The sequence below is a fragment of the Bradyrhizobium sp. S3.2.6 genome (genome assembly GCF_040546885.1).
In the GTDB taxonomy this organism is placed as follows: domain Bacteria; phylum Pseudomonadota; class Alphaproteobacteria; order Rhizobiales; family Xanthobacteraceae; genus Bradyrhizobium; species Bradyrhizobium cytisi.
Map to the genome: position 1 here is coordinate 160,835 of NZ_JBEPOS010000013.1, position 14,462 is coordinate 175,296.

Below are 14,462 nucleotides of genomic sequence, written 5' to 3' on the forward strand. Positions count from 1 at the left end.
CTGTTAGTCCACGCCGAACGCGGGTTCACTCGCAAGAGCTGTGAATGACCAAGTTGCATCTTGATTCTTTGGCGCTTGCCGCGCAAGATTATTCCTGCGTTTTTGATTTGGACGATTATTTTCAACCGGGGGAGTGTCATTATGGGTTTTATCAAATTTACCAAGGGTACCTCGCTGAGCGACAAGGACCGCAAGGCCCTGCAAAAGCTTCTCTCTGACGAGAAGAAGAAGCTCCAGTCCGCTCTAAAGGACGTCGACACCAGCCTTTCGATGCTGGGCGGCAAGAAAGCCAAGAAGAAAAAGTAAGACTTGTCGGCCGGGACGCCGCACGAATCTTCAAGTTCATTTCCAAATTTAGGCCGCTCGCCTGTCGAGTTGGGGTCTCGCACAAGCTTGAACCTGTAAACCGGCCAGCAATCGACAAGAATTTGCCTGAGTGGACCGCTAGAAGCGGTCGGCTCAGTTGCTTCCTGTTTGGTTGATTCTTCGGTCAGGGCCGGATTTGGCCTCCGCCTGACGCTATGGGCCCAATTGATGGCAGACGACGAAATTGAACTGTTTGTCGGACTGATCGAGAGCATCGAGACGCCGGGCGCGGTCGAATCGTGCCGGCGGCTGCTCTCCGTCGACGAACGGATACGCGCCGACCGCTTCATGTTCGAGCGGCATCAGCGGCAATATATCTTCGCGCACGCGATGTTGCGCCTGGCGCTCTCGCACGCGGCCCCCGAGATCGAGCCGACCGACTGGTCGTTTTCGACCGGCCGCTACGGGCGGCCCTTTGTCGCGGCGCCTGCGAGTTCGACGGCACTGCATTTCAGCCTGTCCCATGCCGACGGCTGCGTGGCTTGCGTCGTCTCGAAGCACGAGACCGTCGGCGTCGACGTCGAGACCGTGTCGCGGCGCGTCGCGCCACTCTCCACCGCGCTTCGCTTCTTTGCGCCGGAAGAGATCGAGACGCTGCGCGGACTGCCGGAGCCGGCCGCGATCGAGCGCTTCTTCGACTATTGGACGCTGAAGGAAGCCTATCTGAAAGCCAGGGGTTTTGGGCTCAACCTGCCGCTCGACGCATTCGCGATGCAGGTGTCGCGAGAGGCGATCGAGATCAGCTTCAAGCCCGATATCTCCGACGATCCGGCAGGTTGGCACTTCTCGCTGTGCTCGCCCTCGCCCTCGCATCGCCTGGCGATCGCCGACGGCTCCGGTGCGGCCGGCGGCCTTCGCATCACCCGCAACGCCTGGCCGCTCCGGGAAGCGGCGGAATGATTCCGGCGCGGCTGCGCGTCTTTCCCGCGATCTCGCGCAACCGCGATCCCCAAAAATATGTCGGCGAGCTGATGCGGGTGGCGGAGTTCGCCGACCGCAACGGTTTCGAAGGCATTCTGCTGTTCGAAGGCAATGACGTCTTCGTCGAGCCCTGGGCGATGGCCCAGCACATCCTGGCCGCGACGACGCGATCTTCGCCGTTGATCGCCGTCAATCCGGTCTATATGCACCCGTTCACAGCGGCGAAGTTCGTGTCGTCCTTTGCGCAGCTCTACGGCCGCAAGGTCTATCTCAACATGATCACAGGGACCGCAATCAGCGACTTGGAGGGACTTGGCGACGAGCAACCGCATGCCGACCGCTATGTCCGGCTCGGCGAGTTCGTCGCACTGATGCGCGAGCTGCTCGCGAGCCAGCGCCCGGTCAATCTCGAGGGTCGGTTCTACCGCGCCAGCAATCTGCAACTCCGGCCGCGCTTGCCGGCCGAGCTGATGCCGGAATTCGTGATCGCGGGGCAATCGGAAGCGGCGCGGCGCGTCGCAGAGGAGACCGGCTGCATCAAGATGCAGATGCTCCCGCCCGACCTCGATCGCGGTCTCAACGCCCCCGGAATGAATTTCGGCATCTTCGCGCGCGAGAGCAGCGAGGAGGCGCGGCAAGCGGCGAAGGCCCGCTTCCGCGACAACCCTGATGACCGCGAGCTGCTCGCGCTTACGGTGGAGAATTCAGATTCCGTCTGGAAGCGACGATTGTACGAAGGACAGACCGGCGAGCTCCACGACAATGGCTATTGGCTCTTGCCGTTCCTCACCTTCCAGGCCGACTGCCCCTATCTCGTCGGCAGCCATGCCGAGATCGGCGCGAAGCTGAAGGAGTTTGCCGCGAAGGGCCTCGCCACGATCATGCTCGACATGGTTGCGGACGAGACCGAGATGCAGCACGTCTGCAAGGCGTTGAGGGCGAGCGAACTATTCTAGGTCGGCACGCCCAGCGGGCTGAGCCGCGCCATCGGCTCGCTGCCTTCCGGCCGCCGCAGAAGCTGCATGACATGACGCTTGAGGCGCACGAACTCGGGTTCGGTGACGAGGTCCTGGCTCCGCGGCCGCGCAAACGGCGGCACGATGTCCTCGATCACCCGGCCAGGCCTTGCGCTCATCACGACGATGCGATCGGCGAGGAACAGCGCCTCGTCGATGTCGTGGGTGACGAACACCGTGGTGGTCGGGATCTTGCCCCAGATATCGAGCAGGACCTCCTGCATCATGCCGCGCGTCTGCGCGTCGAGCGCGCTGAAGGGCTCGTCCATCAGCAGCACCCGCGGCTGGTTGATCAACACCCGCGCAATCTCGACACGCTGCTGCATGCCGCCCGACAGCTGCGCCGGGTAAAATGCCTCGAAGCCGGACAGACCGACCAGCTTCAGGATTGCATCCGCCGCGCGATTGCGCTCGGCTTTTGCAAGGCCCCGCATCTTCGGGCCGAAGGCTACGTTGTCCCGCACCCGTTTCCACGGAAACAACGTGTGCTGCTGAAACACCATGCCGCGGTCCGGGCTCGGCCCCACGACCGTCTGTCCGTCGACCGTGAGCCGGCCTGCCGTATTCGGCAGATGTCCGGCTAGCGCGCCGAGCAGCGTGGACTTGCCGCAGCCCGACGGGCCGAGAACACAGACGAGTTCGCCCGGCGAGATCGAGACATCGAGCCCGCTCACCGCCTCGAACGCATCGATTCCCTCTCCGAGCGAGATCGAGACATCAGCGATGTCGATACGGCCGACGCTTTGCGTGCCGATATCCGCAACCCGAATATTCATCGCACCACCTTCGGACTACGCCAGGGCATCGCGAGCCGTCCGGCCGTCGTCAACAGCCAGCTGGAGCCCATCCCGAGCAGGCCGATCACCAGCATGCCGACGATGATGTCGGCATAGTTCTGAAGCGTGTAGGCCTCCCAGGTGTAATAGCCGATGCCGAACTGGCCCGAGATCATCTCGGCGGTGACAAGGCAGAACCACGAGGTGCCCATGCCGATCGCAAGACCGGTGACGATGCTGGGCGCGGCGTCCGGCAGCACCACCTCCTTCAGGATCGCCAGCTCCCCGGCGCCAAGACTGCGCGCGGACGCGACCAGCCGGCGATCGACATTCGCAACACCGTGGACCGTGTTCAGCACAATCGGAAACAGCGCACCGATGAAGGTGATGTAGATCATCGACAGCTCGGACGACGGGAACATCAGGATCGACAGCGGTATCCACGCCACCGCCGGAATCGGCCGCAGCAATTCCAGCGGCGGCAGCAAGAGGTCACTCGCAGCGCGCGACCGGCCGATCGCAAAGCCGAGGACCACGCCGATCACCACCGCCGCCCCATAGCCCGCGAACACGCGCCAGAGGCTGCTGGTGATATGCGCCGCCAGCTTCGGCGAATGAAACAGGGCGACAGCGGATTCGACGACCTCGACCGGTGGCGGCACGTTGCGGAAGGTGACGATCCCCAGATTGAGATGCATCACTGATGCGACTTGCCACAGCGTGATGCAGGCCAGGATCGAAAGGCCGCGGACCACCCATCGGATGCCCGCAGGCCGCGCCGGTTGAGCGATCGCCATGGCCCTACCGGCTCGCGACCAAGGATTCGCGCGCAGCGGCGAAGTCGAGCACCGTCCCGCCATGCTGCTTCGACCAGCGCTCGGCGGCATCCTTGAGCAGGAACGCGTTCAGCTCACCGTTCTGGGATCGCACGAACCACGCCTGGTTTGCGAACAGCTTGATGCCGCTTTCGCGATCCTGCGCATAGACGACGCGGATGGTCTTGCCGTCCTTCTCGAGCTCGGCGAGCGCCTTCAGCGCGTTCTCGGGCGAGGCGTAGTGGCGCACATGCAACTCGTCCTTGACCCAGATCTGTGCCACGCGACTGAAGTCGCTGATCTCAGCGCCCGTCGCCGCATCCTTGGCGCGAAGCGGAAGCTGCGCATAATTCTTCAGCCCGGCGTCATAGTCGCGGCCGGCCTGCGCCGCTGCAATGCGAATATACTTGTCGGTGACGAACTGGTTGATATCGAGATCGCTGTCCGCGCGCTTGAGCAGCTTCAGCGTCTTGATCGAGGTGGCGACCGCCTGGCGGTATTCCGGCTTCCAGGTGACATCGCGGGTCTGAAGACCGAGCGGACCGTGGAAGAGGTAGTCGACCTCCGCCTCGATGCCGGTCACCTTCGCGATCAGCTCGCTATATTTCTCCGGCTCCTCCGCGATCAGGCGATCCGCCTCGAGCGCAGCACGCAAATAGGCGACCACGATCTCCGGATATTTTTCGGCGTAGTCAGCGTCGACGAGTGAACCGTGGAATGTTGGTGCATTGGCCTGTGCACCGTCAAAGATCTTGCGCGCAAAGCCGCGCCACGGAAACAGCTCAGCGAACGGGACGAAGTCGGCATGTGCCTCGATCTTATTGGCCTGCAAGGCCGGCCCGGCGACTTCCGGTGCCTGCGTGATGATGTTGACGTCGGTCTGGGGATTCCAGCCCTTGGCCTCAATGGCGCGGAGCAGCATGCCGTGCGAGGTCGAGGCAAAGGGAACGGAGATGGTCTTGCCCTTGAGCTCATCGAGCGACTGCACCGGCGAGCTCGACGGCACCACGATTCCGTTGCCGCTGCCCTTGGTGCTGCCGGACAGCACGCTGATAAACAGGCTGCGACGCCCGGCCTTCTGGAACGCAACGCCGTTCAGCGAGCCCGGAAAATCCGCCATCGCGCCGAAATCGAGCTTGCCCGCGACCATCTCGTTGGTGAGCGGCGCGCCGCTCGTAAAATTCTTCCACTGGATGTCGTAGGTCACATCCTTGTACTTGCCGTCACGAGGCAGGAACTTCTCCAGCAGCTTGAGCTCGCGAATGAGCAGCCCGCCGGTCGCGCAGTTGATGGTCGTATCCTGCGTCCCGACCGCAACCCGGATCGTCTCCGCCCGCGACGGTCCGAACATGGCGACGGTCATGACCACGACGGCCGCACTGAGTCTCAAAGAGCTGAAATCGATCATCGAACTGTCCTCGGCAGGCCGGATCCATGCCGGCAGCGACGCGAACCGTCACTATCGAAGGCGCGACGCAGCGGTTGAAGCAATTACTTGCATCGCGAGCATAGAGCGCTGGCGTCATGATTCCGTCGCGCGCCGGCGCAAAAGGATTTTCTCAGGACCATGCAATCGACAGAGGAATCGTTTCGTCTCCGCTCGGCGCGCATATCAAGCTTTGCTATGTGATTTGGAACGATCGCAAAGAGATGGACATCGCACCATCTCCGCACTTACCTGTTTGCAAGACCTCGTTGAGCTCAGGATTGGGATGACCATTCTCAAGGAAGCTGCCGTGACCGAGCCTGCCGCTTTTGCCCAGCGGCCACATGCAGGCGTGCGGTTCGACTGGCCCGGCCGCGAGAAGTCGCGGCGGTCCCGCAGCGCACGTACGACGACCACAAGCTCGGCGCTGTTCATGAGCGAGACGATCGACGGCTTGAATGCCGGCGCGCATTTCCTCGATCGCTTGTCCGCGCCGGAACAGGCGCGCGTGCATGCGGCCGGCCGCACGATCACGGTGCCGCAGGGCGGGATGGTGTTCAGCCAAGGCGACGGCCACGACGGCATCTTCATCATCCGCCGCGGCCAGGTGCGGGTCTACTACACGGCACCGTCAGGCCGCGAGATCACGCTCGCCTATTGGACGCCGGGACATTTCATCGGCGGTCCGGAGGTCTCCGGTGGCGGCATTCACATGTGGTCGGGCATCGCCATCGAGGCCTGTGAGATCGCGGCGCTGTCGGGCCCGGCGCTCGAGAAGCTCCTGACCGGCATGCCGCAATTCGCACTGGCGCTGATCGACGGCCTCATCGCCAAGGGCAAATGCTATTCCTCGATGGCACAGATCCTCGGCACGCGATCGGTGATCGAGCGGCTGGCGCAGCTCCTGCTCACCTTGTCGGAGCTGCACGGCATTGCCGATGGCGACACCGTCGTCATCAACCGCAAGATCACCCATGACCAGATCGCGGCCATGGTCGGCTCGACCCGGCAATGGGTCACGATGATGCTCAAGCGCTTCCAGAACCGCCGCATCATCGCCATCGATGGCAGCACCATCCGGATCAGGCGGATCGACCTGCTCGAGCAGATCCTGTTCAAGGATTAGGGCGAGACAATCACCGCGCCTCTTCGAATCCTGCCAGCACTGAAGTCAGGTTCGCACCCAGAATATCCGAGAGATAACCGCCTTCCTGCACGAACACGGTCGGCAGGCCCATCTTCGCGATGGCCTGGCCGATGCGGCGGAAGCCGGGCGTGGTGACGGCGAGGCCCTTCAACGGATCGTGCTCCGAGGCGTCGAGGCCGAGCGCGATCACGAGCGCGCCGGGCGCGAAGGCTTCGATCGCCTTGCACGCGACATCCATCGCCTGGATGTAGCCGTCATCGCCGGTGCCGATCGCCAGCGGAATGTTGAGATTGGTGCCGAGGCCTGGACCTTCGCCGCGCTCGTGCGCATAGCCCCACACATAGGGATAATACGCGATCGGATCGGCGTGGATCGAGACCGTGTAGACGTCCGGCCGCGCGTAGAAGATGCCTTGCGTGCCGTTGCCGTGGTGGACGTCGACGTCGAGAATGACGACACGCTCGTGCTTGAGCCGCAGATGAGCCGCGGCAATCGCGCTGTTATTGAGGAAGCAGAAGCCGCCGGCCATGTCGCGATAGGCGTGATGGCCGGGCGGACGGCAGAGGGCGTAGGTCGCGTCCTCGCCGTCCATCACCATCTGCGCCGCCGTGACCGCGACGTCGGTCGCGGCGCAGGCCGCGTCCCAGGTGCCCGGGCCGATCGGCGCCGCGGTGTCGGCGGTGTGCCAGCCGAGCTTGCCGACAATGTGGGTGGGATAGGTCGCGGCATGTCGCACGGGATGGATGTTGCCGATCATCTCCGGGCCGGAATCGCCGAGTGCTTTCCAGGCGTCCCAGGCTTCACTCAGGAACGATAGATATTCGGGGCTGTGAATGCGCGCGCGCGGGCCCTGGCCGAATGTCGTCGGCTCGACCAGTTGATGCTTGCCGTCCTTCAGACCCTTGAGCAGGCGGTCTGCGCGCTCAGGCTGCTCGGTGGTGCGCTTGACGACGCCGCGAACCAGGAAGAATTGCGGATCGTGGCTGCGGTGCAGTTCGGTATGGACGGCTTTCACTCGATACTCCGTGGTCGCATTGACGATGCCACAGATGTCTAAATGCCCGCGGCGGCCAGATGCAAGCAAGAAGAATGCCGCTCGTGCCGTGCCGCTCTGCGCCGGAAGCAGACCGCCCGTGAGGCGCTCAGCAGCGCCCGCGCTGGAGACAGTGCTCGCGGCCCTGCTGGTCGGTGCGGAAGGATTCGATAAAGCCGCCCTGACGCTGGGTGACGAAGACGGTTTTGCCGTCGCCGCCGCCGAAGGCGAGATTGGTCGGCTCCTTGGCCCTCAGCGCGATCTCGCGCTCGACCGCCCCGTTGGGCTTCATCAGCGCGATCGTCCCCTTGAGGATGCGCGCGACATAGAGGCGGCCGGTGATATCGGTACGCAGGCCGTCGATGGTGTCGGGCTGGAACGCCTTGACGAGCTTCGCGTCGGTGAGCGCGTTGCCGCGGATGGTGTAGGACCAGACCTGGCCGCTGCTGGATTCACCGACATAGAGCGTGTTGCCGTCGGGGCTGAGGTCGATGCCGTTGGTGGTGCCCATCGCGCGCGGTGCTGACATGACCTGTCCCTGCACCGTGCCATCGGCGGCTTTCGCAATGCGCCAGACGTGGCCTTCGCGACCTTTCCAGTTCGGATCGCTCGCATAGATCGTGCCGTCGCGGGCGATGGTGATGTCGTTGGGCTGGTTCATCTCGTCGGAGTGAAACCAGACGCCGGGCTCGGAGCTACCCTTCGGGATCGCAAAAATGTTGTGCTTCTTGTAGTCGGCGATGAACATCGTGCCGTTGCGATCGAAGCGGATGGCGTTGCCGACGCTGCCCTCGGGAAGCGCCGTGAAGGCCTCCGACGCCGTGCCACCTGCGGGCAATCGGCCGATGGTGCCGGGCTTGCCGAAATTGACGACGAAGAGGTTGCCATCGAGATCGGCGGCAGGCCCTTCGATGCCGAACGTATATTCGCTGGCCGGCGTCACCTGCACGCTTTCGAACAGCTTCGTCTCGGCCGCGACGAGCGGCGTGGCGACGACGAGCAGGATGCTACTGCACAGGCACCAGAAATTCCTGCCGGATGAAATAGCCATCGTCGTCGCTGCACTCGCCATTCAAGTAAGGATCGGCCGGCCGGAAGAATCGACTGAAGCCCGGTTTGTCTACAGCGTTCCTTTGTGTCACGACAACGACCTTGGCGGCCGGTATTTCGCCGCATTCCTTGTTCGCCTTGCCATAAAACTTGCGCTGCGGCAGGCCGAGCTTGATGCGCATCGGCGTTCCCGGAACCATCTTGGCAACGAGCTGATCCGCAGTCGTGAGCAGAGCTGCATAACCGGGCTCGGTCTTGGGCAGGCTCTCACCGCCCGGCGGCATCAGCTTCTCCGCGCCCATGCCGCGCAGCCGTGTGCGCAGCTTGCCGGACTCCGGATCGCCCGGATAGATCCAGCCATCCTGCGACAACATGAAACGGAGCACGGTCGCATCCTTATCGGCATCCGACTGCCCCGCCTTCAGACCGAAATCGGAGTGACAGCCGACGCAGTGCTTTTCGACGAGGTTTTTGCGCAGCGTGGCGAGCCGGATCTTGTTTTGCGCATCCCTGGCGACGAAGGCGGCGAGTTGGTCAATCAGCGCCTGGCTGCGCGTGTCGCAGGGCAGCGGCGGCGGCGGATCGCCCGCGGCGCGATCGATGCGGATGATCGTCTGGTTCTTGTCCTCGACCAGCCAGATCGCACCGTCCTCTGCGACCGTGATGCCGACCGGCGCGCCTTGCGGCCGCGCACCATTGACGCGATGCCAGCCGGCGATCAACTCCTCGAATGGCGCGGCGGCGACATCTCCGGCGTCGGTCTGAAAATTGTGGGTCGGATCGGCCGCACAACTGACGTGGTAGCGCACCGGCGCCGGCGCGGGTTTTGGAAAACCGTGGTCGTCGACGTCGTAGATCAGCACGCGGCTGCCGGTCGGGCGATAACCGTGCAGGCCGACCAGCAGCTTGCCTTCGAGCTCCGGAAATTTGGCGCCGTAATAATACAACATCGCGAGCGGCGCAGCATGGGGCGGCAGCAGCGAGAACGGCTGCTTGTAAAGCGCGTTCGCCGTGCAAAGCGATTTATAGACGCCGGATTGCAGCACGCGCTTGAACTCGGGACTCGGCGTCGACAAATCATAACAATAAGGCCAGCCGTAGTGCCTGCCCCGCTCGATCGCGTTGATTTCCTCGTTCGGCTCGAAGATGTCGGGCAGATCGCGGCCGTTTTCGCCTTGCAGGAACGCGTAGCCGGCGTCGGGAAAGTTCGGGTGCAGCGCCAGCGCCATCGAGTTGCGCAGGCCCCGCGCGTAGACCGTATGCGGCGGATCGGGATCGTTCGGCTTCAACGCCGGGAAGACGCCCCCCGACGGCGGCGTGAACAGCCAGATCGCAGCCATGGCGGAAGAACCTTCAGCCGCCGCGCAAGGTCTCGTGATCGGCGCCGGCGTGATACAATCGTCGCTGTGGGCGCCGACATTGACGAACAGCCGCCCGTTGCGGTCGAACACGAACTGCTTGAGCGGGTGCGCGCTCTCGTCGAGCTTCGTGCCGTCAGGCAGCGTGATGCGGCGGCCCGGCATGTGACGAATGATGGTCTCGACCGTGCCGCGCGGATCGTCCGCGAGCGGATCGAGGCGGAAGATGGTCTCGGCGGTCGAGGCATAGAGTTTCTTGTCCGGACCGATCACGAGGCCGAACGGATATTCGACCCCGGTCAGGAGCTCCTTGAAGCGCTGCCCCTGGGCAGCGTGCGGGTCGAGCAGCAGCAGCCGGCCATCGGTATGGCCCCAGCCGCCCATGTCGGCGACCACGAACAGGTCCCGGCCGGGCACCTGGATGATCGACCGCGGAAACTTCAGACGGTCCTCTTCGCTGGCGACGAGGCCGGCGCAAAAGCCGGCCTTCATGTCGATCTGGACCTTGGGAAAGGTGAGATCGCCGCTGCCGCAGGTCTCCGTTCCCACCGCGTAGCCGCTTTTCCTCAAGGGGTCGGACGCGGCCAGTGAGCCAAAGCCGAGCAGGACTGCCGCGAAGGCGACGACACCTACGCACAAGCTTCGGTGTCCAACCTGGAATGTGAGATGATTCACAGCCGCCTCCCGGATTTCGGTCGAAGGTTGTTCCATGCCGCACAGGCGCCGTCCAGTTGAACATCACCCGCCTGTGATCAAACCCGCAAGGCGCGTGGTGCCGACCAATCTCCGTAGATTCCCTTACCGGGCTTGGCCCGAATATTTTTCGTTCTGTTCGGGTGGTATCGATATGCCGTCCAAATCGCTTTCCAGAGGAGGCGTGCATGGTTCAGATGTATTTCCACTGCTCGAATGCCGAAGGCACGCTGATCGATCGTTACGGCACGGCAGTCGCCAACCTGACCGAGGCGCGCGACCGCGCCGCTCAGATCATGCGCGCGATGATCGAGACGCCCGGCGCCGAGGATTGGCGTGATTGGGTGATCCATATCAGCGACGACGACGGCGAGGAGATTTTCGATCTTCCCTTCACCGCCATGCTCGGCAAGCCGCACTGAGGTGATGCCATGCTGCTCGCGTCATTGACTCTGCTCCGCCAGCCCCTCACCTTCGTCGCCACCAAATGGCAGAAGCTGGTGCGGATCGCAGGCAACCCCTACCGCCCCGAGCTCTACTACATGCGCGGCCCTGGCCCAAAATGGCACGCCAAATATCAGGCCAGCCGGCTGAACCGCGAGCTCTGAGCGCAGCCCGCTCCTTCTCGCCTACTTCCCCGTAAACTTCCCCTTGCGCTTCTCGACGAAGGCCTTGCGGCCTTCGATAGCGTCGGCGCTTGTGCCGATGATGGCCTGAAGTTCGATCTCGCGGCGGAACTGCGCCTCGTAGCTGGTGTGCTCGCTCTCCTCGACCAGTGCGCGCGTCGCGACCGGCAAGCGCGCCGAGCAGGACCGGCGTCATTGCGTTCAGGCTCTCCGGCTCGTCGAGCGTCAATATCCCGACGGCGCCAACCCGCGCCTGTTTCACACCTGCCATGTCGTTCCTCCCAGTGGATGTTCTCGTTGAAGGCGATGTGCCATTGTCAGCGTGCGCGAAGCAACGATAACCGAAGACACAAAACGACATCATGCCTCATCAGTTCAGCCTCAACCAAACCGTCCGCAAACCCGCCGTCACCTCCAAGGGCGGCATTGTCGCCTCGCAATCGCGGCGGGCGGCCGAGGTGGGAGCGCAGGTGCTGGCAGCGGGCGGCGACTGCGTCGACGCGATCGTGGCGACCACCTTTGCGCTGAATGTTCTAGAGCCCTGGAACAGCGGCATCGGCGGCGGGGGCGCGATGGTGCTCTACCGCGCCAAGGAAAATCGCTACGAGGTGATCGACTATGGCATGTGCGCACCGCAAAGCCTCCGTGCGGCCGATTATCCCATCACCGGAGAACGCGCCGCTTCCGACCTGTTTCCGTGGCCGCGGGTGAAGGACGACCGCAACGTTCACGGCCCCGGCGCGATCGCCGTGCCAGGTGTCGTCGCCGGCATGGAGGAGGCGCACCGTCGACACGCCCGGATGACGTGGAAAGACCTGGTCGCTCCGGCTGCGGCGCTCGCCGGCGAGGGCCTGCTGGCCGACTGGTGGACCGCGCTGACGATCGCGGGCTCGGCGGCAGATCTTCGGCGCTATCCCGCGAGCGCGGCAATGTTTTTGCAGGACGGCCTGCCCCCGAGCCCGCCCTGGAGCATCGAGGCTGAGATCCGGCTACCGCAGGACAATTTGAAGGCGACGCTGTTGCACCTCGCCGAAGCCGGACCGCGCGACTTCTATCAGGGCGATCTCGCCAAGAGCATCGCGTCCGACATCAGGGCCGATGGCGGCTCGCTGTCGGTCGAGGATCTCGCCGCGTTCCGCGCACATCTGCGCGAGCCGCTAGCGATCCCCTATCGCGGCGGCAAGGTGCTTGCGACGCCCGAACTCACCGCCGGGCCAACCATGGCGCATGCGCTGCGCCTGCTGCAGCAAGGTCTGAAGCCGGCCGGCACGCCGGATGCGGCCGCCTATGTCGAATATGCGCTCGCCTTGCAGGCAGCCTATCGCGAGCGGCTCAAGGACATGGGCGATGCCGACGGCAAGCGCGCGCTCGGCGCCGAATATCTGGCGCCGGCCTGCACCACGCATTTCTCCGTGGTCGACCGAGACGGCAACATTGCCGCGGTGACGCAGACGCTGCTCTCGTCCTTTGGCTCGAAATATGTGACGCCGCACACCGGCATTGCCATGAACAACGGCATCATGTGGTTCGATCCGACGCCTGCTACCACCAACTCGCTCGCCCCCGGCAAGCGCTGCCTCACCAACTACACCCCTGTTATCGCCGAGACCAGGGACGGCAAGCGCCTCGCGGTCGGTGCCTCCGGCGGCCGCCGCATCCTGCCGTCGGTGATGCAGCTCGTGTCCTTTGCGATGGATTTCGACATGGACCTCGATGCAGCCATCCATCAGCCCCGCATCGATTGCAGCGAAGGCGCGATCGTGCTCGGCGACACGCGGCTGCCGGCGGATGCACGCAAGGCGCTTGCCGCACGCTTCGACTACAAGGAAACCCCGGTGCAGACCCTGCCGATGAAGTTCGCCTGCCCGAGCGTGGTGATGCGCGACGGCGACATCAATTCCGGCGCGGTCGAGATCTTCCAGCCCTGGGCCGACGCGATAGCGGAAAGCTAGATCCCCAGCCGGTCTCGGACACGGCCAGCAATCACCGCAGTGGTCACGCCGACCGGCCAGAACGCGTGCATTGGGATCGGCTTGATCCCGGTGACGGGCATGTCGATCCCGGCTTTGGCGCCTCCGATCAACCGGCGCGCGAGCTGCGCACCCATCGCGGTCGAGAGCGCGACGCCGCGACCGTTGCAGCCGAGCGAGATCAGGATGTGCTCCGCCGGCTCATGCAGATGCGGATAATGATCCTTGGTGATCGCGAGCCGGCTGTTCCAGCCGTGGGTCCAGGCCACGCCCTTGAGCTGTGGCCAGAGCCGCTCGGCGTAGCGGACGAGATAGGCGACGTCGTTCGGCGAATTGATCCAGCGCATCGGTCCGCGGCCGCCCATCAAGAGGCGGTTCTGCTGATCGATGCGGTAATACACCGTGATGTGGCCGCTCTCGTAGAGGACGGGACGCGTCGGCATGATCGAGCGCGCGACGTCGTCCGAAAGGGGCGCGGTGGCTGCGATCGAAGAGAATACCGGCACGATGGTGCGGCGGAGTGCGGGCCAGAGATCGTCAGTGAAACCGTTTGTGGCGAGCAATATCTTATCAGCATGCACGACCGCGCGCGGCGTCTCGATCCGCCAGCGGCTGCCGTCGCGCCGGAGTGATAGCGCCGGCGTCTCGCCATAAACCTTCGCGCCGGCGGAGATCGCGGCGCGCGCGAGGCCTCGGGCGTAGCTGAGCGGATGCAGGTCGCCGCCGCGCGCATCAAGCATGGCGCCGATGTAGCGATCCGTGCCGGTCATCTCGCGCAGCTGCTCGCGGTTCAGATACGACACCGGCATGCCGCGGCGGATGCATTGCTGTGCGGTCTTTTCGATCGCGGCGGCGCTGGCCTCATTATAGGCCGCGCGCAGCGTGCCGTTCTGCCGCGCCTCGCACGGGATCTGGTAGCGGCGGATCAAATCATGCGTGAAATTGGTCGTGCCGTAGGAGAACTCGATCATGCGGCGGCCGCGCTCCGCGCCGAAATCCGCCTCGATCTGATCGGGATCGTGCTTCAGGCCCGGATTGGTGTGGCCGCCATTGTTGCCCGACGCGCCCCAGCCCGGCTCCTGCGCCTCCAGCACCAGCGCCTCGACGCCCTGCTCCGCCAGATGCAGCGCCGTGGACAGCCCCGTATAGCCACCGCCGACGATCGCGACGGAGACGGTCTTGTCCGCATCGAGCGGCGGCGTGGCCACCGGCGCGACAGCGGTGTCCGCATAGAGCGAGGGCGGCAGAGGCAGGCGCGTAGTCAT

At 64.2% G+C, this 14,462-nt stretch carries 15 protein-coding genes; 7 read left to right on the forward strand and 8 right to left on the reverse strand.

The annotated features are described in order from the left end of the window. The first annotated feature begins 141 nt into the window (after positions 1–141). The 3 genes from ABID58_RS22790 (at position 142) to ABID58_RS22800 (ending at position 2,243) form a co-directional block, all read left to right on the forward strand. Positions 142–306: a hypothetical protein gene (locus tag ABID58_RS22790; RefSeq protein WP_187435087.1), complete on the forward strand. Its 165-nt coding sequence runs from the start codon at positions 142–144 to the stop codon at positions 304–306. Between the two features lie 228 nt (positions 307–534). Continuing rightward, positions 535–1,266 (forward strand): 4'-phosphopantetheinyl transferase family protein, encoded by a 732-nt coding sequence (locus ABID58_RS22795; protein ID WP_354034782.1) that lies wholly within the window; start codon positions 535–537, stop codon positions 1,264–1,266. Then, on the forward strand, positions 1,263–2,243 hold the full coding sequence (locus tag ABID58_RS22800; protein WP_354034784.1) for an LLM class flavin-dependent oxidoreductase: 981 nt from the start codon (positions 1,263–1,265) through the stop codon (positions 2,241–2,243). Before ABID58_RS22795 ends, ABID58_RS22800 begins: the two co-directional genes overlap by 4 nt. On the opposite strand, the gene ABID58_RS22805 is transcribed toward ABID58_RS22800, so the two are convergent. Genes ABID58_RS22805 through ABID58_RS22815 form a run of 3 tightly spaced genes read right to left on the reverse strand, consistent with a single transcriptional unit; the run spans position 2,240 to position 5,257 of the window. Then, on the reverse strand, positions 2,240–3,079 hold the full coding sequence (locus tag ABID58_RS22805) for an ABC transporter ATP-binding protein (protein ID WP_354034786.1): 840 nt from the start codon (positions 3,077–3,079) through the stop codon (positions 2,240–2,242). The genes ABID58_RS22800 and ABID58_RS22805 overlap by 4 nt on opposite strands. Then, the gene (locus ABID58_RS22810; protein ID WP_354034788.1) at positions 3,076–3,876 is read right to left on the reverse strand and encodes an ABC transporter permease; all 801 of its coding nucleotides are present in this window, start codon (positions 3,874–3,876) and stop codon (positions 3,076–3,078) included. Before ABID58_RS22810 ends, ABID58_RS22805 begins: the two co-directional genes overlap by 4 nt. Before the next feature lie 4 nt (positions 3,877–3,880). Continuing rightward, complete coding sequence (locus tag ABID58_RS22815; RefSeq protein WP_502916423.1) at positions 3,881–5,257, reverse strand: ABC transporter substrate-binding protein; 1,377 nt, start codon at positions 5,255–5,257, stop codon at positions 3,881–3,883. 349 nt (positions 5,258–5,606) lie between these two features. On the opposite strand from ABID58_RS22815, the gene ABID58_RS22820 reads away from it, so the two are divergent. Further along, positions 5,607–6,446: a Crp/Fnr family transcriptional regulator gene (locus tag ABID58_RS22820; RefSeq protein WP_354034791.1), complete on the forward strand. Its 840-nt coding sequence runs from the start codon at positions 5,607–5,609 to the stop codon at positions 6,444–6,446. A gap of 10 nt (positions 6,447–6,456) precedes the next feature. On the opposite strand, the gene ABID58_RS22825 is transcribed toward ABID58_RS22820, so the two are convergent. The 3 genes from ABID58_RS22825 to ABID58_RS22835 form a co-directional block, all read right to left on the reverse strand. Beyond that, entirely contained in the window at positions 6,457–7,482 is a 1,026-nt protein-coding gene (locus tag ABID58_RS22825; RefSeq protein WP_354034793.1) for a histone deacetylase family protein, read from the reverse strand. A 127-nt stretch (positions 7,483–7,609) separates the two neighbouring features. Continuing rightward, entirely contained in the window at positions 7,610–8,551 is a 942-nt protein-coding gene (locus ABID58_RS22830) for an SMP-30/gluconolactonase/LRE family protein (RefSeq protein WP_354034795.1), read from the reverse strand. Next, positions 8,508–10,583: a PQQ-dependent sugar dehydrogenase gene (locus ABID58_RS22835; protein ID WP_354034797.1), complete on the reverse strand. Its 2,076-nt coding sequence runs from the start codon at positions 10,581–10,583 to the stop codon at positions 8,508–8,510. Before ABID58_RS22835 ends, ABID58_RS22830 begins: the two co-directional genes overlap by 44 nt. A gap of 206 nt (positions 10,584–10,789) precedes the next feature. Between ABID58_RS22835 and ABID58_RS22840 the strand changes: the two genes are divergently transcribed. Together ABID58_RS22840 and ABID58_RS22845 are read left to right on the forward strand one after the other, a co-directional pair. Then, positions 10,790–11,023 carry a DUF6894 family protein gene (locus tag ABID58_RS22840; RefSeq protein WP_187435083.1) on the forward strand — a complete coding sequence of 78 codons (234 nt, stop codon included), beginning with the start codon at positions 10,790–10,792 and terminating at the stop codon, positions 11,021–11,023. A gap of 9 nt (positions 11,024–11,032) precedes the next feature. Continuing rightward, the gene (locus tag ABID58_RS22845) at positions 11,033–11,209 is read left to right on the forward strand and encodes a hypothetical protein (protein WP_187435082.1); all 177 of its coding nucleotides are present in this window, start codon (positions 11,033–11,035) and stop codon (positions 11,207–11,209) included. A 21-nt stretch (positions 11,210–11,230) separates the two neighbouring features. Here the strand turns inward: ABID58_RS22845 and ABID58_RS22850 are convergent, their stop codons facing one another. Beyond that, complete coding sequence (locus tag ABID58_RS22850; protein ID WP_354034798.1) at positions 11,231–11,398, reverse strand: hypothetical protein; 168 nt, start codon at positions 11,396–11,398, stop codon at positions 11,231–11,233. A 191-nt stretch (positions 11,399–11,589) separates the two neighbouring features. Here ABID58_RS22850 and ABID58_RS22855 point away from each other — a divergent pair, with 191 nt between their 5' ends. Continuing rightward, entirely contained in the window at positions 11,590–13,179 is a 1,590-nt protein-coding gene (locus ABID58_RS22855) for a gamma-glutamyltransferase family protein (RefSeq protein ID WP_354034800.1), read from the forward strand. Here ABID58_RS22855 and ABID58_RS22860 read toward each other — a convergent pair. After that, a complete protein-coding gene (locus ABID58_RS22860; RefSeq protein WP_354034802.1) occupies positions 13,176–14,462 on the reverse strand; it encodes an NAD(P)/FAD-dependent oxidoreductase in 1,287 nt (428 codons plus the stop codon). The two genes, ABID58_RS22855 and ABID58_RS22860, sit on opposite strands and share 4 nt — an antisense overlap.

Excerpts from the sequence above, each read along its gene's own strand:
- ABID58_RS22845 (WP_187435082.1), top strand. The coding sequence starts at position 11,033 with ATGCTGCTCGCGTCATTGACTCTGCTCCGCCAGCCCCTCACCTTCGTC.
- ABID58_RS22805 (WP_354034786.1), bottom strand. The coding sequence starts at position 3,079 with ATGAATATTCGGGTTGCGGATATCGGCACGCAAAGCGTCGGCCGTATC.
- ABID58_RS22790 (WP_187435087.1), top strand. The coding sequence starts at position 142 with ATGGGTTTTATCAAATTTACCAAGGGTACCTCGCTGAGCGACAAGGAC.
- ABID58_RS22795 (WP_354034782.1), top strand. The coding sequence starts at position 535 with ATGGCAGACGACGAAATTGAACTGTTTGTCGGACTGATCGAGAGCATC.
- ABID58_RS22820 (WP_354034791.1), top strand. The coding sequence starts at position 5,607 with ATGACCATTCTCAAGGAAGCTGCCGTGACCGAGCCTGCCGCTTTTGCC.
- ABID58_RS22840 (WP_187435083.1), top strand. The coding sequence starts at position 10,790 with ATGGTTCAGATGTATTTCCACTGCTCGAATGCCGAAGGCACGCTGATC.
- ABID58_RS22860 (WP_354034802.1), bottom strand. The coding sequence starts at position 14,462 with ATGACTACGCGCCTGCCTCTGCCGCCCTCGCTCTATGCGGACACCGCT.
- ABID58_RS22810 (WP_354034788.1), bottom strand. The coding sequence starts at position 3,876 with ATGGCGATCGCTCAACCGGCGCGGCCTGCGGGCATCCGATGGGTGGTC.
- ABID58_RS22830 (WP_354034795.1), bottom strand. The coding sequence starts at position 8,551 with ATGGCTATTTCATCCGGCAGGAATTTCTGGTGCCTGTGCAGTAGCATC.
- ABID58_RS22800 (WP_354034784.1), top strand. The coding sequence starts at position 1,263 with ATGATTCCGGCGCGGCTGCGCGTCTTTCCCGCGATCTCGCGCAACCGC.
- ABID58_RS22815 (WP_502916423.1), bottom strand. The coding sequence starts at position 5,257 with ATGACCGTCGCCATGTTCGGACCGTCGCGGGCGGAGACGATCCGGGTT.
- ABID58_RS22855 (WP_354034800.1), top strand. The coding sequence starts at position 11,590 with ATGCCTCATCAGTTCAGCCTCAACCAAACCGTCCGCAAACCCGCCGTC.